At 41.9% G+C, this 22510-nt stretch carries 14 protein-coding genes; 12 read left to right on the top strand and 2 right to left on the bottom strand.

Annotation, left to right across the window (positions count from 1 at the left end; translation table 11 throughout):
- Positions 1–20: 20 nt before the first annotated feature.
- The 5 genes from ABFY81_RS16830 to ABFY81_RS16810 all read left to right on the top strand — a co-directional run bounded on the left by ABFY81_RS16830 (position 21) and on the right by ABFY81_RS16810 (position 6124).
- Positions 21–1670 (top strand): AMP-binding protein, encoded by a 1650-nt coding sequence (locus tag ABFY81_RS16830; protein ID WP_347914215.1) that lies wholly within the window; start codon positions 21–23, stop codon positions 1668–1670.
- Positions 1671–1681: 11 nt separating this feature from the next.
- Entirely contained in the window at positions 1682–2809 is a 1128-nt protein-coding gene (locus tag ABFY81_RS16825) for an acyl-CoA dehydrogenase family protein (RefSeq protein ID WP_004705988.1), read from the top strand.
- Between the two features lie 21 nt (positions 2810–2830).
- The gene (locus tag ABFY81_RS16820) at positions 2831–3604 is read left to right on the top strand and encodes an enoyl-CoA hydratase (RefSeq protein WP_191012435.1); all 774 of its coding nucleotides are present in this window, start codon (positions 2831–2833) and stop codon (positions 3602–3604) included.
- Between the two features lie 12 nt (positions 3605–3616).
- Entirely contained in the window at positions 3617–4642 is a 1026-nt protein-coding gene (locus ABFY81_RS16815; RefSeq protein ID WP_086496035.1) for an enoyl-CoA hydratase/isomerase family protein, read from the top strand.
- A 120-nt stretch (positions 4643–4762) separates the two neighbouring features.
- On the top strand, positions 4763–6124 hold the full coding sequence (locus ABFY81_RS16810) for an MFS transporter (RefSeq protein ID WP_151741267.1): 1362 nt from the start codon (positions 4763–4765) through the stop codon (positions 6122–6124).
- A 141-nt stretch (positions 6125–6265) separates the two neighbouring features.
- Here ABFY81_RS16810 and abaI read toward each other — a convergent pair whose 3' ends face one another.
- On the bottom strand, positions 6266–6832 hold the full coding sequence (gene abaI, locus ABFY81_RS16805) for an acyl-homoserine-lactone synthase AbaI (RefSeq protein ID WP_081401429.1): 567 nt from the start codon (positions 6830–6832) through the stop codon (positions 6266–6268).
- Between the two features lie 63 nt (positions 6833–6895).
- Positions 6896–7312, bottom strand: a complete 417-nt coding sequence (locus tag ABFY81_RS16800; RefSeq protein ID WP_004705983.1) for a DUF4902 domain-containing protein — start codon at positions 7310–7312, stop codon at positions 6896–6898.
- A gap of 818 nt (positions 7313–8130) precedes the next feature.
- Between ABFY81_RS16800 and abaR the strand changes: the two genes are divergently transcribed.
- The 7 genes from abaR to ABFY81_RS16765 all read left to right on the top strand — a co-directional run bounded on the left by abaR (position 8131) and on the right by ABFY81_RS16765 (position 22479).
- On the top strand, positions 8131–8847 hold the full coding sequence (gene abaR, locus ABFY81_RS16795; RefSeq protein WP_004705982.1) for a LuxR family transcriptional regulator AbaR: 717 nt from the start codon (positions 8131–8133) through the stop codon (positions 8845–8847).
- Positions 8848–9606: 759 nt separating this feature from the next.
- Positions 9607–11496 carry a fatty acyl-AMP ligase gene (locus tag ABFY81_RS16790; RefSeq protein WP_347914214.1) on the top strand — a complete coding sequence of 630 codons (1890 nt, stop codon included), beginning with the start codon at positions 9607–9609 and terminating at the stop codon, positions 11494–11496.
- A gap of 51 nt (positions 11497–11547) precedes the next feature.
- Entirely contained in the window at positions 11548–13323 is a 1776-nt protein-coding gene (locus ABFY81_RS16785) for an acyl-CoA dehydrogenase (RefSeq protein ID WP_347914257.1), read from the top strand.
- Positions 13320–13580 carry an acyl carrier protein gene (locus ABFY81_RS16780; RefSeq protein ID WP_001030690.1) on the top strand — a complete coding sequence of 87 codons (261 nt, stop codon included), beginning with the start codon at positions 13320–13322 and terminating at the stop codon, positions 13578–13580. The genes ABFY81_RS16785 and ABFY81_RS16780 overlap by 4 nt, the downstream gene beginning before the upstream one ends.
- Positions 13577–17536 (top strand): amino acid adenylation domain-containing protein, encoded by a 3960-nt coding sequence (locus ABFY81_RS16775; RefSeq protein WP_347914213.1) that lies wholly within the window; start codon positions 13577–13579, stop codon positions 17534–17536. Before ABFY81_RS16780 ends, ABFY81_RS16775 begins: the two co-directional genes overlap by 4 nt.
- A gap of 24 nt (positions 17537–17560) precedes the next feature.
- On the top strand, positions 17561–21211 hold the full coding sequence (locus tag ABFY81_RS16770) for an outer membrane lipoprotein-sorting protein (RefSeq protein WP_347914212.1): 3651 nt from the start codon (positions 17561–17563) through the stop codon (positions 21209–21211).
- Positions 21208–22479, top strand: a complete 1272-nt coding sequence (locus tag ABFY81_RS16765; RefSeq protein WP_347914211.1) for a porin — start codon at positions 21208–21210, stop codon at positions 22477–22479. The genes ABFY81_RS16770 and ABFY81_RS16765 overlap by 4 nt, the downstream gene beginning before the upstream one ends.
- Positions 22480–22510: the final 31 nt, after the last annotated feature.

Raw genomic sequence — 22510 nt, 5'->3', positions numbered from 1 at the left:
TCCGGACTGAGGGAAAAGATATGATGGATTATCAAAATGCTGTACAGGCTTTCGATTTGGAAAGCACTGCTAAACAGATGTTGTCAGGTTCACTCGATGCACTGAACGCTTGTTATGAGTGCTGTGATCGACATGCAGATGGCGACAAAATCGCGCTGTACTGGCAAGGAAAAGATGGCCGTAAAGAGCAATATACCTTCCGTGAGCTAAAAGAATGGTCAAGTCAGTTTGCTAACTTTTTAAAAGCACAAGGTGTGAAAACTGGTGACCGTATTTCAGGTTTATTACCAAGAACACCTGAACTGATTGTAACCATTTTGGCAGCTTGGCGAATTGGTGCAGTCTATCAACCGTTATTTACTGCATTTGGCCCAAAAGCGATTGAGCACCGTATTCAGCTTGCACAAAGTAAGCTGGTGGTGACCGATATGGGTAACCGTAGCAAGCTTGATGAAATTGAAAATTGCCCTGCAATTGTGACAGTTGCCGATATACAAGGTGCTCCGCTTAAAGCAGGCGATTTTAATTTCTGGAATGAAGTGAAGCAGCAGTCCGATCAATGTGATCTGGTGATGCGTAACATTCAAGATCCTTTCTTGCTCATGTTTACTTCAGGCACTACAGGTCCTGCAAAACCATTGGAAGTGCCTTTAAAAGCACTGATTGCCTTTGGGCGATATATGCAAGATGCCATTGGTTTAACAGAAGAAGACTCGTTTTGGAATATTGCCGATCCGGGTTGGGCATATGGTTTGTACTATGCGATTACTGGGCCGTTATTCTTAGGCCACGCTACTTTGTTCTATGAAGGTGGGTTCAGTACAGATAGCCTATGCCAAATTGTGAAAGATTATAAAGTTAACAACTTGGCAGGTGCACCAACGGCTTACCGCATGATGATGGCAGCAGATCCAGCGCAAATGGCGCCGTTAAAGGGGCAGTTCCGTGTCGTGAGCAGTGCCGGTGAGCCGCTGAATCCAGAAGTGATTCGCTGGTTTAAACAAGTTCTTGATGCTCCAATTTATGACCACTATGGGCAAACTGAAGTCGGCATGGTGGTGTGTAATCATCATGGTTTAAAACATGAAATTCATGCTGGTTCAGCAGGTTTCCCAAGTCCGGGCTATCGTGTTGCGATTGTCAATGAACAAGGTGAAGAACTTCCGCCAGACACACCAGGAATTTTGGCAGTCGATATTAGCCAGTCTCCAATGATGTGGTTTGGTGGCTATAAAGAAAGCCGTAAATCGCCTTTTGTTGGTCATTACTACTTAACGGGCGACACTGCCGAGTTACATGCCGATGGCAGTATGAGCTTTGTAGGACGCAGCGATGATGTAATCACCACATCGGGTTATCGGATTGGACCATTCGATGTAGAAAGTGCTCTGCTTGAACATGATGCTGTCATTGAAGCAGCAGTGATTGGTGTACCTGATCCAGACCGTACCGAAGTGGTTAAGGCATTCGTGATTTTATCCGCGACTACTCAACCATCAGAAACACTTGCTGAAGAACTCAGTCAATTTGTTAAAAGACGACTTTCTGCTCATGCTTACCCACGTTTAGTTGAATTTGTGAGTGAATTACCTAAAACTCCAAGTGGCAAAATTCAGCGCTTTTTATTGCGTAATCAAGAAATTGCTAAACAACAAGCTAAAGCAGGGTAAAGGAAATAATAATGCAATTTACCGAAGAACAATTACTTATCCGTGACATGGCGAAAAGTTTCGCCCAAGAACAAATTAAGCCTCATGCCAGCGATTGGGATCGAGACGGAACTTTCCCAAAAGAGACTCTGGCTCAAATGGGGCAACTCGGTTTTATGGGTATGCTTGTTTCAGAGCAATGGGGCGGTTCAGACACGGGTAACTTAGCCTATGTACTGGCACTCGAAGAAGTTGCGGCGGCAGATGGTGCAACCTCGACCATCATGAGCGTACATAACTCGGTTGGTTGTGTACCTATTTTAAAATTTGGGACCGACGAGCAGAAAGAGCGCTTTTTAAAGCCTTTGGCACAAGGTGAAATGATCGGTGCTTTTGCCTTAACCGAACCGCATACTGGCTCAGATGCGGGAGCCATCAAAACCCGTGCGGTGAAAGATGGCGACGATTACATTTTAAATGGTGCCAAGCAGTTTATTACCTCGGGTAATAACGCCGGCGTCATTATTGTGTTTGCCGTGACCGATCCGAGCGCGGGCAAAAAAGGTATTAGTGCCTTTTTAGTCCCACGCGAAACACCGGGCTATGAAGTGATTCGTGTAGAAGAAAAGCTCGGGCTGCATGCGTCAGATACCTGCCAGATTGCCCTGACAGATGTGCGCATCCATAAAAGCCTTATGCTGGGTAAAGAAGGTGAGGGCCTGAAAATCGCTCTCGCCAATTTAGAAGGTGGACGTATTGGTATTGCTGCACAAGCAGTCGGTTTAGCACGTGCGGCGCTCGAAGAGGCGACTCGTTATGCCAAAGAGCGTATTACTTTTGGAAAACCAATTTTTGAGCATCAAACCATCGCATTTCGTCTTGCCAGTATGGCAACTGAAATTGAAGCAGCGAGACAACTGGTTCACTACGCTGCACGTTTAAAAGAAGCAGGTCAACCGTGTCTCAACGAAGCTTCAATGGCTAAGTTATTTGCTTCAGAAATGACTGAGCGTGTGTGCTCGAGCGCACTACAAGTGTTTGGTGGCTATGGCTATCTCAGAGATTTCCCTATTGAACGCATTTATCGTGATGCGCGTATTTGTCAAATTTACGAAGGCACAAGTGATATCCAACGTTTAGTGATTGCACGTAGTCTATAAAATCAGAACAAGGAATAAATAATGCAGTGGCACAGTATTTTATTAGAAAAGCGTAATGGGGTTGGACTGATTACATTAAATCGCCCTCAAGCGCTCAATGCTTTAAACAGCGAATTAATTAGTGAAATTAATCAGGCATTAGATCAGCTCGAAAAAGACCGCGAAATCGGATGTATGGTATTGGCAGGTTCTGAAAAAGCTTTTGCCGCAGGTGCCGATATTAAAGAAATGGCTGATTTGGCATTCCCTGATATTTATTTTGATGACTTCTTTCATCTTGCAGACCGTATTGCACAGCGCCGTAAACCTTTAATTGCTGCGGTGAGTGGCTATGCGTTGGGTGGTGGCTGTGAATTGGCGCTCATGTGTGACTTTATCTATTGTGCTGATAACGCTAAGTTTGGCTTACCAGAAGTCACCTTGGGAGTAATTCCGGGTATTGGTGGCACACAACGCTTAACTCATGCGATTGGTAAAGCCAAAGCCATGGAAATGTGTTTTACCGCTCGTCAAATGGGTGCTGTAGAAGCAGAGCAAAGTGGTTTAGTCGCACGTGTGTTTAGCAAAGAAGAATTACTTGAACAAACCTTGCAAGCAGCTGAAAAAATTGCGGCACGATCTTTAACAGCAAATATGATGCTCAAAGAAACCATTAACCGAGCTTTTGAAGTAAACCTTACTGAAGGCTTGCGTTTTGAAAGACGTATGTTCCATTCAATATTTGCAACATTTGACCAAAAAGAAGGAATGCAGGCGTTCGTTGAAAAACGAAAACCAAATTTTAAAAATCAGTAAGAGATCAATAAAATGAATACAGAAAATCACTTAATGATTGAGCAACAAGGTAAGTTGGGCATTATTACCTTAGACCGTGTGACTCATCTGAATGCATTGTCGCTAGACATGATTAAAAGTATTGGTGCCCAATTGGAACTGTGGCGAAATGATGCTGCTGTTCAGGCAGTATTAATTAAGTCAAATAGCCCAAAAGCCTTCTGTGCAGGTGGCGATATTCGCTATCTCTACGACAGTTATAAAAATGGCACGGCTGATTACAAAGGCTACTTTAGTGCCGAATATAAAATGCTAGATATACTGCGTGAATATGCAAAGCCAGTCATCGTCTTGCTTGATGGCTATGTTTTAGGTGGCGGATTTGGCTTGGCTCAAGCTTGTCACATTGTTGTGAGCAGTGAAAAGTCCAGATTTGCTATGCCTGAAACAGCGATTGGCTTTTTCCCAGACGTTGGCGCAACGCATTTCCTGTCTCGCCTTGATGATATTGGCGTTTATATGGCAATTACGGGCGAGCAGATCAGCAGCAGCGATGCGCTCTATCTCGATTTAATTGACTACCATGTGCCAAGCGAGCAGTTACAAGCTTTGCAAGATGCTCTGGTTGAAGCGCCAAGTTTAAGCAAAGAGGGAATTGAACGCATCATTACCCGATTTATTACTCGCCCTGCTGAAAGTGAACTCAAACAATTGGCTGAAGGCATTCGTAAACACTTCGGATATCAGCATTTAGATGAAATTGAGCAAAGTCTTGAAAATGAACAAGATGAAAGCTTAAAGACTTGGGCAAGTAAGATGCTCAGCATTTTGCAGCAGCGCTCATTTATAGCCAAACAAACCAGTTTGAAACTGCAACATTTAGGTCGTGGGCTTTCGCTACAGCAGTGTATGCAGCTTGAACGTGATTTACAGGATATCTGGTTTGAGCATGGTGACTTTATTGAAGGTGTCCGTGCTCTCATTGTCGATAAAGACAAACAACCACAGTGGCAAGAACGTAATTCGAAATTTGAGCCAATTTTAGAAAAATTGAGCTAAGCCTTATTACGCAACTCTAAAAAGCTTAAGGAGATAAAGCGAGACCTGAAAATGCTTATGGTCAGGGCTGGTCATAAGCATAAAAAAGATAAAACAAGAAAATCTAAAAAGGATATTACGATGCAATCAATACATGGAAACGGTTCACATCCTAAAAAGTCGTCACATCGATTAGCAGGTATCTCTAGCATGGTCGGCACCACCATTGAGTGGTATGACTTTTTTATCTATGGTGCGGCGGCAGCGCTGATTTTTAACAAGCTATTTTTTCCTAACTTAGACCCACTTACAGGTGTACTTGCGGCATTCGCTACCTATGCCGTTGGTTTTATTGGCCGTCCACTTGGTGGTTTAGTCTTTGGTCATTTTGGTGACAAGATTGGCCGTAAATCGATGTTACTACTGACTCTGATGCTCATGGGAATTCCAACGGTACTCATTGGCTTATTACCGACTTACGAATCAATTGGATACTGGGCTGCAATTGGTTTGGTTGTCTTACGATTCATTCAAGGTATGGCTATGGGTGGTGAATGGGGCGGTGCGGTGCTTATGGCCGTTGAACATGCTCCCGAAGGCGGTAAGGGGTTTTGGGGAAGTTTGCCACAAGCCAGTACGGGTGGTGGCTTAATGCTAGCCTCGATTGCATTAGGACTGGTGTCGTTATTACCTGAACAAGCACTGTTTAGCTGGGGGTGGCGTTTACCATTTCTTGCCAGCATTATTTTGCTGGCAGTAGGTTGGTACATTCGAGTGAAAGTACCTGAATCACCAGATTTTGAAAAAGTAAAACAGCAGTCCGAAGAAGTCAAAGTTCCTGCTTTACAGGTTTTTAAAAACCATCCAAAGCAACTTATCACCATTATTTTAGCGCGTGCTGCCGAGAACGCATGGTTTTATATTGCTTCAACTTTTACATTGGCTTATACCACTGCGCAACTTGGAATCGCACGCCAAGACATTTTGTTTGCCACCATTTGCGGTGCAATAGTTATTTTATTTATGACGCCGTTGTGTGGACATTTGTCTGATAAGGTTGGCCAACGCAATATGTTTATGTTTGGTCTATGCATACTGGCGCTTTACAGCTATCCATTTTTTACCATGCTCAACACCAAAGATCCAGTATTAGTCTGGACAGCCATTGTTTTAGCAATTGGAGTTGTATTCCCAATTATGTATGCGCCGCAAGCACAGCTTTTTGCACGTCAATTTCCAGCAGAAATTCGTTATAGCGGAATTTCAATTTCGGTACAGTTGGCTGGGGTGCTTGGTGGTGGTTTAGCGCCGTTAATTGCGACCAAACTTTTAAGTATCGGGCAGGGTAATCCATATTTAATTATGATTTATATTGGATCTATGGCTATCGTTGCGATTATATCGACTTCATTTATGCCACGTGATTGGCAAACTAAAACTGATGAGGCTTACCATAAGAAATCAGAATTAAATTTGAAAACCAAAATTACTGAGCAGTCTTAATATTAAGTTTGAGTCTTTCAAATTTCAAAAGCCCTAATCTTTTGACTAGGGCTTTTGAAATTTGACGAGTTAAACGAGATTGCTGCTTAAGATCTTCATCTTTGCAATGTCGCCAATATTCTTAGACTTTGATTTAACCAATTACACTTCAATCAAGCATGCAAACATAGCATATCCATCAATCGTCATTGGTGGGCCTGCACGATGGGCACGAAACCCAGCAGCGCGTAGTAACCGCTCTACCCCAAGAGGTGAGGTGGTAATAAGTTGTTTGGCACCTTGTTCTCTTGCAAAGTTAATTGCTTCTTGCAGAATGGCAATCGAAACAGGTGATGATACTGCTTGAGTCGCTGTGGTAGGTGGATTCGAGAAATCTACGGCAGAAAACCTTGAGAGTTCCCAAATTTCTGGTGAGCAGGGAATAGGCATTCCATTCATTAATTGAGGAAATATTTCACCCAGTAAATACGGTTGAGTTGTAGGTAGTAATCTGGCACAACCAATAATATTGGACTCTCTGTCTTGAGCGACGACGTAAGCTGTATCGACTTTATCAAATTGATCTAATTCTTCATTATGTGGACAGTTTAACTCCCATCCCAAATGTTCAACAAACACCTTGTAGCGGTAACTTTTAAATTTGGTATATAAGCCTTCTGAAAAATTGTTTTGAAATCCAGCAATAATATTCATTACAAGTGCTTCCACTTATTTTTGATGTGACTTTACTGAACAGCTAAGAAGGCGGTAACTGTAAAAATTTACAGGTTGCTAGGAGAAATTAGGGCTCAATTTAGACTTTGTTAATCTTGTATTGATTTGGGCATAAATGAACTGTTCCCAGAACAGGCTGTCGATTTTCTTCTCGATTAATGATCCAGTCACATCAAATCCAATATCTGTACCAGATACATCAACGATCATGATATTGCTTCTCGGCAGGCCAATTCGTTTTAAGCTAGCGGACCCATTTTGCTCAATGAATACCCAGTCCCATCCAGTACTTAAAGCAGGGGTCTTTAGTGTTGCCCATTCAGTAAAACCGTAATAGAAAATTTGTGAATCTTCGATTTGTATTGATTCAACAATGGATAAGATGTGTCGGAGAGGGTGGTTCATAAGCTGGTTTTCATTCATCCGAATAAAACCATCTGCTGAGATTGGAAAGTGAGTGGGTATGCTGACCATGCTACCTGTTTAAGTAACCTAAAATGGAATTCTACTGATAAATAACATAAATTATTGCCAATGAAATACTGTCATATTTAACAGGTTAAAGATAATTCCATGGCCTATATCGTTAAGCTGACCTTATTAGAGGGGTGCTTGGATATTAAGATTTACTTATATGAGAATAGAGTAACTTTAGTTCTTTAGTGGAAAATAACTTGTTGAAATTTACGAAATCATACGACCGATGATGAACTTTATATGGATTATCTATTCTCATTATTGAAAGGATAATCATAAGCAATACAGATTATGGCGTAATTATTTGATTTTTTAAATTATTATCAATATTTTTAGTTTCTATATATAATAAATGGTAAAATTTCATAATTTTAGGTATTGTTAGAAGTTATTATTAAATTAAATTAATAAAAATATCTCATTGATAATAAGTAGTGGATTCTTAGCATTTATTTAAAAATAATTATTTTTTGGAATAAAATGCATCCTATAAAAAAATTTTTTCAAGCATAATCTGCACCTGAAATATAACAACCTTAAAAGCTTTTAGAAATTTAGTTTATCTGAAGAATTTGCACCCATTTAGGCTTAAAAGTGTTGTTAATTGAATGATGAATTCAAAATCTGCAATTGAGAAATCAATAAAAGAGGAATAGGTGTTCAAAATATTTTAGTACCTAAAAATCTTTTAGATTCTCGCAGCGCTTTATTGGAATAAGGGTAAAAGATAAGGCCTATACTTCAATTTGATTGCTTGGATTCATAAGATGAAACTGAACAAAAAATGATTTTTGGCCGGAGTCTAATGAGAGCAAATGGAAAGTTGGCAAGAGGATTTATTATCAGCATTTTTGATCGTGCAAGATGAATACCAGTTATTTGAAGTCGTCAAATCGACAGCATCGAAGCTTGGATTTGATTATTGTGCTTATGGTATGCAGTCACCATTATCTATTGCTGAACCAAAAACAATTATGCTGAATAATTATCCTCAAGCATGGCAGCAACGCTATGTGGAACAGCAGTATGTTAAGGTCGACCCAACTGTTCAGCACTGTATGGTTTCACTGAAACCTCTTGTCTGGTCAAGTCAATACACTCATACACAAGCAGAGAAAGACTTCTGGGAGGAAGCGCGTTCTTATGGTTTAAATGTCGGTTGGGCACAGTCAAGTCGTGATTTCATTGGGACACGTGGAATGCTAACTTTAGCAAGATCCAGCGATCAATTATCTGAAAAAGAACAAAAAGCACAATATACAAATATGTATTGGCTAACTCAAACTGTGCATTCCAGCATTGCTAAAATTGTAAATGATGTTGAGTTCTCTCAGTTTAATCTATATTTAACGAACCGAGAAAAAGAGGTACTACGTTGGACGGCTGAGGGTAAAACGTCAGCTGAGATTGCACAGATTCTTGGAGTAAGTGAAAGAACCATAAATTTCCATCTGAGTAATTCAATGCAAAAACTAAATGTGAATAATAAAATTTCAGCAGCAATTCGTGCTGTAATGTTAGGACTATTGTAAAACTAAGTTTATAATAAAAATAATATTAAATTTAAATGGTTGTGATGTGTATTTTAAATTAAATTCAAAAAATTATTTATTTTAATAAAGATAAATAATTTAATTATTTTTTTAATCTAATTTTTGTTTGAAATATAATAATTATCAAAATTAAAAATGTTATTTTTAATATATTTAATTCTAATTTAACTTTTATTTTTACGGTTAGAAATTAAGATAAATTTCACAACCTATGTATGTATTTAGTTTTAAGTATTTAATCATAGCTTAAGCATAATTAAATTAAGGTTTTTATTGGCACTAAAAGTTGTGGAACTAAATATGGTTTTTAGTTGGATTGTATATAACCATTAAAATCATAAATTTTATCTAAAATAAGAACCTAAAGTTAAGAAAAAATGGAAATTCGAACTCAGTATGTTTTTTGGGTTTAGATAAACTTAATAATATAGGCTTGACATTTTCTCAATCGAGGATATTAGGGTAGCTTTTTAAGTTTAATTAATTACAAGAATTTTGTAATCTTTAACTGAATAAAAATGATTATAAAAGATAACTAAGCTCTTAATTTTAAATAAAAGTTGCCTAACCTGTTAACACTTACAGGTGTAATAAAAAACACCCGCACATAAAATATAATGTGAATTTATATTTTAAACAAAAAGTATATTCATTTTTATTAAAACCCCCAGCTAGAAGTTGAATTTCTGAAACAACAGGTTTCTTTGAAGGGTTAATTATAATTAATCGGAGTAAGTTATGGCTGTAATGTGTACGGATAATATCATTGCAACTTTGGAATCCCACGCGAAATTAAATGGAGCTAAGACCGCTTTCGAGTATTTGGGACGCCAATCGGGTGGTATTCAAGCTTTGACGTATGCAGATCTGAACGAGCGAGTTCAATATCAAGCTCAGATATTACTAAACCTTGTAAATAGTGGCGATCGTGCAGTATTGCTATTTGAACCTGGTCTAGACTTTATCGTTTCGTTCTTTGCTTGTCTAAAAGCTAAAATCATCGCAGTACCAGTCAGCTTACCGTTTAATCGTAATGGTTTTTCTAATATTTTGAATATTATGAATGACTGTGAGCCAAAGATAGTACTCACAACAAAAAAGATTCTTGAGCTATCAGGTCTGATCACATTAAAGGCTCAAAATGAAAGCTTAATATTACATGCCGTTGATGGCCAATTGCAGCGTGATGTAGAGGAAAAGGATTTTCCGCTTATTGATGAAGATGATGTTTGTTTCCTTCAGTACACTTCAGGATCAACAGGTTGGCCTAAAGGGGTGATCGTTACCCATAAAAATATTATGGCAAATGAGGTCATGATTGCCGAAGCCTTTTGTACGCAGCCGGATGATATTGGCCTGACATGGTTGCCTGTTTATCACGACATGGGATTAATTGGCTCAGTTTTACAGACCGTTTATGTGGGACTGACTTGTTATGTTATGTCGCCGCTGGACTTCATTCGAAAACCGCTGAAATGGCTACAATTCATTAGTGAAAAAGGCGTCACGATCAGTGGTGGGCCAAACTTTGCTTATGAGTTGTGCTTGCATCGTATCTCTGATGAGGACGCTGCAGCGCTTGATCTGAGTCGCGTTCGTGTAATGTTTAATGGTGCTGAGCCAATCAAAGCTCACGTTATGCAGCGCTTCATGGAGAAATTTAATACTCAGTCGAAATTGAAGCTGGATACTTTCTTGCCATGTTATGGCTTGGCAGAAGTCACGCTTTTAGTCAGTGGTGTAACTGGCCCTCTGAATGCCATTTCGCTTGATCGTGACAAGTTAAATGCGCACTTGGTAGAAATCAGTCAAGACCAGAATGCTGTACAAGTGGTGAGCTGTGGCAAGATCTCTGCACACATCGATTGCCGTATCGTCAATCCACATACTCATCAAGAAGTAGCTGCTCATGAAGTCGGTGAAATCTGGTTGGCAGGTGAGAGTGTCACTGCGGGTTACTGGCAGAAGCCAGAGGTCAATCAGGAAACTTTTGCCGCGACTATTGTCGATGAAGCGGGTCAGCCTAGCCAATTGCATTACTTAAGAACGGGCGATATGGGCTTTGTCAAAGATGGAGACCTATATGTAACTGGTCGTCTTAAGGATGTGATTATCATTCGTGGCAAGAACTATTATCCACAAGATATCGAGTGCTCTGTTGAAATGGCGCATCCTGCTGTTCGTAAAGGCTGTGTTGCAGCAGTGAATGTTGCTGATTCTGACGGTGTTACGGTTGTACTTGAAATCAAGAAGAAGTCACTAGACAAGACTCTCAATTTTGAAGCCATTAGAACTCAGGTCAAGGAACAAGTGACAGCTGAGATTGGCTTGCCTGTAGAAGGTGTCTTTTTACTGCATCAAGGCCGAATAAATAAGACCACGAGCGGCAAAATTAGAAGAAGAAAAATTAAAGAGCAGATCGAACGCGGTCAATTGGTCTGTTTAACCCATCCAAACCGTAGAACGGTGATTGCTCGAAACTATGTCAAGAACGGTTTAGAAGTCATCCGTGATCGTGAGCAGCGGGGGCAGCTGATTCGTTATAGCTCCAATCTACTCAACTCAATGATCAAGGAACGTGAAGTGCGCAAGCTGATTTTTAATCGTCTGAAAAGTGCTTTGTTTTAAACCCTTACCCTTTAATCATTTGAGTGAAAATTCATGTCACTTACGTCCAATTTGCGGCAGTTTCAATCTGCTGCTCGTCTGGAGCAAATTTTAGGCTCCGTACATGATACTAACAACGACTTTTCTTGGTCTGCTGCCATCGAACGTGATGAGAAAGAACAGTACCCTCAGCGTGCTGTTGATTTTCTGAATGCGGTAGGTATGAACCGTTTCTATGTACCTTCAGAGCTTGGAGGTCGTATGGAAATTGGTGAAGAATTGCTATATCTACATCGCGTGCTGGCACGACGTGATCTAACCATCAATTCGACCTATAGCACGAATGCTTGGTCTGTGATTGTATGGATCGGTGGTAATGCAAACCAATGCCAAAACATTGCTAGTCGAATTTTGAGTGGCGCTGCTCCAGCACTGGCTTATAGCGAGAAAGCCCATGGCGCCGACCTGCTATCGAGTGAAGTGACAGCGCAATCTACCGAGAGTAAATATGTTTTAAATGGCGAAAAATGGTCAATTAACCGCGCCACTTTAGGAGACTCTTTAAGTCTAATCGCTAAAACATCAGACGATCGTGGACCACGTAGCCTAAGCGCATTCTGGCTCGATAAGCGTCATATGGCCTCAAAAGGAACATATAGCCTGAACCGACTACCAACAGTGGGTATGCGTGGTCTAGATATCAGCGGTATTGGTTTTAACAATGCTGAAATTCACAAAGATGCCTTGATCGGTGAAGAAGGCCAAGGCCTAGAGCTTGGGCTTAAGACGCTACAGGTAACACGTGCATATTGCAGTAGCTTCTCTTTAGGTGCTGGCGATACGATGCTACGCATTGCGACCGAGTTTGCTATTGAACGCGAGTTATATAACAAAAAAGTAATCAGTATTCCGTTGGTACGTGAGCAGCTCGCTACAGCTTATGCCTACCTTTTAGCGGCTGAGGTGTTATCACTTGTTGGTGCGCGTGGTTTGCACGTATGTATCAATCAGTTCAGTACATGGTCACCAATCGTGAAAGTACTAGTACCTGAGTATGTAGAGTCGCTTGCCAAGATCACTTCTTCAGTGCTTGGGTCACGCTTTTTCTTAAGAAATGCGTATGCGGATGGAATGTATCAGAAAGCATTCAGAGACCATCTGATTGTTAGTGTGTTTGATGGTAGTAGCACCGTTTGCCTAGACAGTCTGAGTTTTCAGCTCAAATCTGCCAATAAAGGTCGTAGCAAAAAAGCCGACCATCTCAATCAATCAGAAGCTAAAGCACGCTATCGCCAGTTGTATGACTTGCAGGTAGAGACAGGCGCTATTGATTTCCGCGAGCTTGAGATTTTCAACCGAGATGGTGATTTGGTGATTGAATCACTCGAAACAATCATCGAAATGCTCAACGATGCCGATGTCACAGCAGGATTGTCTGCTGAGACACTTACTACGCTACGTGAACAAGCAGACCAACTTCTAGTTGAACAACGTTCTTTGGATCAAAAAATTCAGGATTACTTCTCAAATTCTGAGCAGAGCAAAGAGTTTGAAACGTTGCGCTTTAGTCTTGCTCGTAGCTACGCCGAGTTATTTGCTCGTATTGCCGTGTTGGGTTTCTGGGTCTTTAACCGTCAGGGCCTAAGACCAGCTTTACAGGATGGTGCATGGCTGATCATTTTCTTAAATGCCGCTGAAGGACGGACAGCTCCTCCTATGACGTCATTACGTGAAAGTACATTGGCAGATTTACTAGACCGAATTTCAACTAACCATATGTTATCCGTCATCGATTTTGCACTGGCACCACGTGATGCCAAACCGGTTAAAGAGGAGATTACCCCATGAATAAAGATAAAGCTTACTGGAGCGCAATTATTCGTACGCTAGTAGCCAAAGAAATGCGCGTAGAGCCTGAGACGATTGATCCAGATCAAAAATTTACCAGTTATGGTCTTGATTCGATCGTTGCTTTGTCTGTATCTGGGGATTTAGAAGATCTGACAAAACTGGAGCTTGAGCCGACCCTCTTATGGGATTACCCAACAATCAATGCGTTGGCTGAATATCTTGTTTCTGAGTTGCAACAGGGAGTTGCTTCATGAACAACCTTGCACGACTAGAACCGGAAGTTCTGTCGCGTCATGCGATTTCTGCGGAACAGCTTGGTATTTGGTACATCCAGCGTCTTGAGCCAACTTGCAGTGCCTACAATATGGTGGTGGCCTTTGATGTGAAGGTCAATCAACCATTAGGCAACAAGCCGATGGAGATTCTGGAAGCGGTCATGCATGATTATCCGCTGTTGCGTGTCAGCATGCCTGCCAATGATCAGGGGATTGAGCAACTCATCTGGGATCGTGTCTATCCGAATATCATCTTTTCTGATGCTCGTCATATTGAAGCTTCTGATTTGACGCAATTGGTTGAGCAAGACACCAAGCAGCCGTTTGACCTGACTCAGCCACCATTGTGGCGTGTTCATTGTTATGAGCGTGGACAAAATCACTATGTGATTGCCGTTGTGATTCATCATGCGCTCATGGATTTTTGGTCAATTGGTCTGTTGCTGCGAGACGTCAGCAAACGTTTTGGACTCGTTGCAGAGGCGGATACAGTGAACGGAATTGAGTTTGCACAGTATGCCGATAAGCAGCAGAGCAGCGTAATCGATGATACTGATGAAAGTTTACTTTTCTGGAAAAATACACTGAAACATGCACCACATGTGCATAGCATTCCGCTTGATTATCCTCGTCCAGCTGTACAGCAGCATAAGGGTAGCTCACTGGCTTTCCGTGTACCTGAATCAGTGTCATCTGGTCTTGTAAACTTGGCGAAAGATTATGAGATCACATTGTTCGGACTTGTGCTATCTGGTTTCTATATCCTGCTGCACAAACTCTCTAATGAAAATAATCTAGTTATTGCCACACCTGTAGCTGGTCGACTTGAACGCTCTTTGCGTAATGCATTGGGGCAGTTCGTCAACACAATAGCTATCCAGATGGACATCGATGCTGATTTGACTTTACGTCAATTTACCCAGCAAGTTCAGGAACAATTAAGACAGAGCCTTAAGCATCAAAAAGTTGCTTTTTCTAGAGTAGTTGAGGCTGTTTCACCAAAGCGTGATGGCAGTATTAACCCATTGGCTCAGGTAGGAATGTTCTGGGAACGTCTAGGCGGTATGGATGAGTTTAAAGAACTACTTCTGCCAATCCAGACCCCAGCTACTTTGGTTGGTCAAGATTTAACTTTAGGAAGTTTTCCAGTTCGCCAGCAAGAAGGACAGTTGGATATTACGCTAGAAATGGGCGGTGAATATCAGGGTGAACTTGTTGGTGTATTGAAATATAACACTGAGTTATTTTCTGCACAGTCTGCTGAGAATATGGTGCAACTGCTGCAAGCTGTACTATCTGAGATGGTGGCTCATCCTGAACGTAAGATTGTTGAGTTAAATATCGCACCTGATTATAAAGATGGCATTCAGTTCGAGGCTCTTCGTGGAAAGGCGACTGATTATGCTCAGCATGATCTATTCGCAATGATTTTAAAGCAGATTGATGATCGTGGTGATCATCATGCTTTGACCTCGAACGATCATGCGGTTAGCTACCGTGAGTTAGGTCAACATATTGCTGGTATTGCTGAATATTTGCGTGCACACGGTATTACACGTGGCGATCGTGTAGGTCTCATGTTAGACCGCACAGCATTATTGCCAGCAGCAATCCTTGGGATCTGGGCAGCAGGGGCAGCTTATGTGCCACTGGACCCTAATTTTCCAACTGAACGCCTACAGAACATCATTGAAGATGCCGAACCTAAAGTCATCTTGACTCAAACCGAGTTAATGGATGCTCTTAACAGTTCTGTGCCTCGCTTAGATATCAATCAAGCTGGTGTTGTGGCACTTGAGAAAGTGTGCGAGACGCTTGCCTTTGGTGACATAGCTTATGTGATGTACACATCAGGTTCGACAGGTAAGCCTAAAGGTGTTCGTATTGGGCATCCTTCAATCATCAATTTCTTGCTATCTATGAATGATAGATTGCAAGTAACGACTGAAACTCAGTTGTTAGCAATCACCACGTATGCATTTGATATTTCAATTCTTGAATTACTCATTCCGCTTATGTACGGCGGTGTGGTGCATGTTTGCCCACGTGAAGTATCACAAGATGGTAATCAACTCGTAGACTATCTAAATGCTAAGTCTATCAATGTTTTGCAGGCTACACCAGCTTCTTGGAAAATGCTCTTAGATAGCGAGTGGAGCGGCAATGCAGTGTTGACTGCACTCTGTGGAGGCGAAGCACTAGATACTATTCTTGCAGAAAAACTGCTGGATAAAGTTGGTTGTCTATGGAATGTCTATGGCCCGACTGAAACTACAGTGTGGTCTAGTGCAGCTCGTATCACCGATGCAAAGTATATTGATTTAGGTGAACCACTTGCGAATACCCAGCTTTATGTTCTTGATGAGCAGCAGCGTTTGGTTCCACCAGGTGTTATGGGTGAGCTTTGGATTGGTGGTGATGGCCTAGCGGTTGATTACTGGCATCGACCTGAATTGACAGATGCACAATTTAGAACATTACCATCTCTACTAAATGCCGGCCGACTCTACCGAACAGGGGATAAAGTCTGCCTGCGTACAGATGGACGTTTGACTCATCACGGACGTCTAGATTTCCAAGTCAAAATCCGTGGATTCCGTATCGAACTAGGTGAAATCGAGAATGTTCTCAAACAGATCGACGGTATCACAGATGCAGTAGTGCTGGTTAAGACCACAGCTGACAGCGACCAGAAACTGGTGGCGTATGTAACTGGACAAGAGCTTGATATTGCTGGTTTAAAAAAGACCCTGCAAATCCATCTTCCAGCTTATATGGTGCCAAGTGCATTTATCCGATTGGATGAATTTCCAATGACGGCCAACAATAAGTTGGATCGTAAGGCATTTCCTGAGCCGATCTTTGAGCAGAGCAATGATTATGTTGCACCGCGTGATCCGATCGAAATCGAATTGTGTACTACCTTTGAACAGATCTTGTCAGTCAAGCGAGTGGGTATACACGATGATTTCTTTGAATTAGGTGGGCATTCTTTATTAGCTGTGAAGCTTGTCAACCATCTCAAAAAGGCTTTCGGTACCGAACTGTCAGTTGCTTTGTTGGCACAATATTCCACTGTGGCGAGTCTGAGCGAGATCATTCGCGAAAATAAAGAAATTAAACCATCCATCGTAATTGAACTACGCCGTGGAACTTATGAACAACCGCTGTGGCTGTTCCATCCAATTGGTGGCAGTACCTTCTGTTATATGGAGCTTTCGCGTCATCTCAATCCGAACCGTACTTTACGTGCTATTCAGTCTCCTGGACTGATTGAAGCCGATGCTGCGGAAGTGGCGATTGAAGAAATGGCGACGCTCTATATTGCTGAAATGCAAAAGATGCAGCCTCAAGGCCCTTATTTCCTCGGTGGCTGGTGTTTCGGTGGTGCAATTGCATATGAGATCAGTCGTCAGTTGCGTCAAATGGGGCAACAGGTCACAGGTATTGTCATGATCGATACTCGTGCTCCAATTCCAGAAAATGTGCCTGAAGATGCCGACGATGCCATGCTTTTGTCTTGGTTCGCCCGTGATTTAGCTGCACCTTATGGCAAAAAGTTAACGATCCCAGCGCAATACTTGCGTGAATTGAGTCCAGATCAAATGTTTGATCATGTACTTAAAGAAGCTAAGGCCATCAATGTTCTACCGTTAGATGCAGACCCATCAGATTTCCGACTTTACTTTGATACCTATTTGGCGAATGGCATCGCACTCCAGACCTATTTCCCAGAACCTGAAGATTTTCCAATTCTATTGGTCAAGGCCAAAGATGAGCAGGAAGACTTCGGAGAAAGTCTAGGTTGGGATCAACTGGTCAAAGAAACGTTTACACAAGTGGATTTGCCTGGTGACCATTCATCAATTATGTACGCTGAGAATGTCGTGGCTGTAGCCCAGACCATTGATCAGATGTATCCAATTCCTGCATAAGAAATACAAGAAGGTAGAACCACTATGGTGACCATAGAACATGCTTTCCTCATACCGGCCGAGATTGACAAGGTTTTTAACTACCTTGCAAACCCGGCCAATGATGCAGGTTGGCAATTGTCGTGTAAGCATTCTGAACTGCTAGACAGTACTCCGCGTGTGGGCAGTAAGTACGAGATTGGTTTTAGCTTTATTGGTCGTGAAATGTCCTTTAAAGGTGAAATTACACATCTGGTACCGAACGAATTGTATGCGTTTAAAGTAGTGGAAGGACCCTTTCACTACACTGGTACTTACCGTTTCAAGCCACATCCGGAAGGTACGTGGATTGAATGGGTGTTTGAGGCAGAACCGGGTAGCTTTTTTGGTGTATTGCCGCCAGCGCTGCTAAAAAAGATGGTGCTCGCTCAGTTCAAAAAAGATGTTGATAATCTTCAAGCGTTGGCTCAAAGGGGTGAAGCCTATGAGTCGGTTGGCAATGAAAATAAACCAACTATCGAGACCAGTAAACCACCTCGTAAGACTCAACAAGTAATGGAGAAATACGCGCGTTGGATTCTTAGCCATCGCCGTATTGTTTTGACTGTGGTGATGCTCTTAACACTTGCTCTAGCGTATCTGGCATCTGGTGTAAAAATTATTATTGACCCAGATGCACTTGCGCCTAAGGGGCATCCTTATATTACCTCGACCAAGCTGATTGAAAAGAAATTCGGCTCCAAATATATGGTCGTGATCGGTATTACACCGAAGCAGGGTGATATTTATCAGCCGCAGGTGTTGGAGAAAGTCAAACGCATTACCGAAGAAGTGGATAATGCACCTGGTGTAGTTCGCTCAACTATGATGAGTCTGGCTGCACGTCAGGCGAAAGGAATCGAGGCGAATGCAGAAGGCTTCGATGCCAAGAAACTATTACCAAGCAGTTCAGTGACTCAGGAGGATATCGATCACCTGAAAAAACTACTGGCACTGAATCCAACCTATATGAATTCAGTGGTATCGAAAGATCAAAGAACTGCTGCGATTTTACTTGAGCTTGAGGAAAGTCCAGAGGGCTTCCAAAAGATGATGGGCCCAATCAACAAAATCGTAGAGAGTGAACAATCTAAAGATATGACCATCAGTGTCGGTGGTAATCCTGTGTATCTGGATAAAGCTGAAGATTACTCTAAACGTATCAATATCTTGTTCCCGATTGCCGTATTGGTGATTGGTTTATTGCACTTTGAAGCATTCCGCAGCAAGCAAGGTTTGATTCTGCCACTCGTTACAGCTTTGTTGGCTGTGGCATGGGGTATGGGCATGATGGGCTTGTTCAAACAGCCAATGGATATCTTTAACTCGCCTACGCCGATTCTGATTTTAGCTATTGCGGCAGGGCACGCCGTGCAGTTGCTCAAGCGCTACTATGAAGATTTTGATCGCCTGATTGCTCAAGGGATGGAACCTAAAGCTGCCAATAGCGAAGCTGTAGTGCAGTCTTTGGTTCGTGTGGGTCCAGTTATGGTATTGGCTGGTGGTATTGCAGCGGCTGGTTTCTTCTCATTGTTGACTTTCAATATTCCCACTATTCGTTCATTCGGTATTTTTACAGGAATCGGGATTATCAGTACGCTGGTGATTGAGATGACTTTTATTCCGGCACTTCGCTCAATGTTGCCACCGCCTTCGGTTGTGAAGGTCAAACGCAAAGGCTTGCCGATCTGGGATTGGATTCCAAACCGTATTGGTGATGTCATTTTATCAGTTCGTCCACGAATGATGTTAATGACTGCGATTGCGGCAATGGGCGTCTTTCTTGCTATTGGCACGAGCCGTATTGTGGTAGACAACGATAGCCGTAATTTCTTCGCTCGCGACTTACCAATGCAGCAAGACGACAGATTCTTGAATCAGTCTCTTGGTGGCACAAACAGCCTTTATATTATGGTTGATACGAAGGTTCGTGATGGTATTGAAAACCCTGAAATCCTAAAAGCGATTGATAATACAGAAAAGTTCGCAAACTCAATTCCAGAGGTCGGTAAAACCATCTCTATCGTGGACTATATCAAACGAATGAATCAGGCAATGAATGCTGATCAGCCACAAGCATTTCAGGTTCCTGCAACCAAAGATGTCGTTGCTCAGTATCTGCTGTTGTATTCAATGTCTGGTGAGCCGACTGATTTTGATTCATACATTGATACCACTCAGCGTTATGCCAAGATCACTGTTCTTCTGAAAACAGGCAGTAATCATCGCATTAAAGAAATTCTTGAGTCGCTAAAAACGTATATGGCGGGTCAATTGGGTGATAAAGCTGTAGTAAGTTTTGGTGGTGATGTGACGCAGACCATTGCCTTAACTGAAACAATGGTTCACGGCAAGCTTATGAATATTTTACAAATTTCATTTGCCGTATTCTTTATTTCAGCATTGGTTTTCCGTTCGATTTCAGCGGGACTGATTGTTCTTACACCACTTCTGTTCTCAATTCTTGCCATCTTTGGCGTGATGGGATGGCTCGACATTCCGCTCAATATTCCGAACTCTCTCATCTCGGCCATGGCTGTAGGTATTGGTGCGGATTATGCTATCTACTTCCTCTATCGCTTGCGTGAAATCTTGCGCGAAGAAGGCGGCGATATCAAAGATGCTATTCGTAAAACTTTAAGTACTGCTGGTAAGGCTTCTCTTTTTGTCGCGACTGCGGTTGCCGGTGGGTATGGCGTATTGTCTTTGTCGCAAGGCTTCCACGTCCATCAATGGCTCGCAATGTTTATTGTGATTGCGATGCTGTTCAGCGTATTTGCAACCTTAATTATGGTACCTACAATGATTCTGATGTTGAAACCTCGTTTTATCTTTTCTTCAAATAAGAAGAGTATTCCTGTTGCACAAACAGTTGTGACAAGCCTTTTGTTGGGTACAGCACTCACTTTTTCATTACCTAAAACATCTCATGCAGATGAGGTTCAAGACATTGTTAATCGCAGTGATGATGCTTCTAAGTTCTTGTCTTCAACAGCTAGCGCCAAATTTATTTTGACCTCTAAAAATGGCGAGCAACGTGTACGTTTAACTAAAAACATGACCAAGCTTGCTGGAAATACTCAGAACAACATGCGTTTGACTGAGTTCATCTCGCCAGCAGATGTCCAAGGAACCACGACGCTGTTAATTGAAAATGCGAAAGGCAGCGATAGCATGTTTGTCTATTTGCCTGCATTGAAAAAAGTACGCCGTCTTGCATCAGCGAATAAGGGTGATGCTTTTATTGGTACGGACTTTAGTTATGGTGATGTTCTTGGCTATAAGCTCAGTGACTGGAAGTACACGAAACTTGCAGATGGCAAATTTAATGGCAAAGATTGCTACATGATTGAAGCAACGCCAATCAATAATACGGTGAAGAGTGACTTTGGTTATAGCAAACGTCGTATGTGCATACTCAAAGATAACTTTGTTACAGCAACCATCGACATTTGGGATACAGCAGGTAAGCCTTTAAAACACATTGAGTTCACCGATATCCGTCCTTACGGCAAAGTGAAACCAAGATGGCAGGCCATGAAATCTATGGCGAAAAATCTGCAAACTCAACATATGACGCAAGTGATCGTCAATGATTTTGTGGCAGAAAAAACTTTATCCGATAAGCTTTTCTCACCGCAGAGCCTTGAAAAATGACGCAAGGTGCCTATTGGGTGTTTGCATGCTGCAGTAGCTTTATGCTACTGCAGCATGCTTATGCAGATGACAGTGAAATTAGTTTTGTGAGCCAGAACTCAGCCAGACTCGATGTATGGTCATCAGATCGTGATTTAAGTTCATTAAAAAATATTGGACAGGCAAGTTTCTGGTCCAATGGTACGCTCAAGTTTAACCCTGCATTTAAGCTGCATTACGACATCGTGGTTGGAGACGAAACGGACCATACTGTGAACCCAGATCAAGTGAGTAAGGTAAACCGTAACTTACGTGAGTTATATGCCTCTTATAACTGGAATCAGACCGTTTATGTTGATGTTGGTCGTCAGATTGTCATCTGGGGAAGGGCTGATGGGATTAACCCAACGGATAATCTCTCGCCTCGTGACTATACGCGTCTAGTACCAGATGAGACAGATCAACGTCTTGGAAATGATGCACTCAAATTGACGTATATTCCTGAATCTGGAACCAATAAATGGACCGCATTGTGGTATCCGCGTAGTCGTTCAGATGTGATTCCATTGCGTCAGATTGCTGGTGTTCAGTATGACATAGACCGTAAGAGTCGTCCTATGTTTGCAGTACGTTGGGATTATTCTGTAGATGGTCTAGATGTCGGGGCATCGTATTTTTCAGGTTTGGATCACATGCCTGATTTGTCACTACAGTCGTTATCTCCAGCAGGGGCAACATTACAGCTGAAAAATAATCCTATGTCTGTCTATGGAGTAGATTTCAGTTATAACCATAACGATATCGTATGGAGAGGTGAAGCTGCTTATACAAAGACTGACTCGGATGGCAGTGAAGATCTTACACACAAAAAAAATAATTTAACTGTTGTCGTGGGTCCAGAATTATCATTAAAAAATTCCACGCTGAGTTTAATGGGCGTGTACAAACATACGGAGGATGTAAGGTCTGCCGATAGCTTAACAGATCCATTATTGAGAGAAGTTTATCGTTATCAGCAAACCATCAGTGACCAGTATCAACAGAATCAGTATGGGGCTATGCTGCGTTATGCACTTAACCTAATGAATGACAACCTAAAGCTAGAGTTTACAGGGTTTTATTTTGCACCAGAGCCTAATGAGTTATTGAGAGTGCGTATTAACTACAACCTCAATGATCACTGGCAGTTGAATGCAGGTGGAGATCGCTTCTGGGGCAAAAATGATACGGTGTTAGGACAATTTAGAGATAACAGTCTGGTATATGCCCAGATCCGATATAACTTTTAAGATAATTCGCTCCAAAACAATGCTGGATTGC

The organism is Acinetobacter sp. WA-87, assembly GCF_039938935.1.
GTDB classification, from domain to species: Bacteria; Pseudomonadota; Gammaproteobacteria; order Pseudomonadales; family Moraxellaceae; genus Acinetobacter; species Acinetobacter seifertii.
The sequence above is the reverse complement of the archived record's forward strand: the minus strand, read 5'-3'. Positions and strand labels throughout refer to the sequence as shown.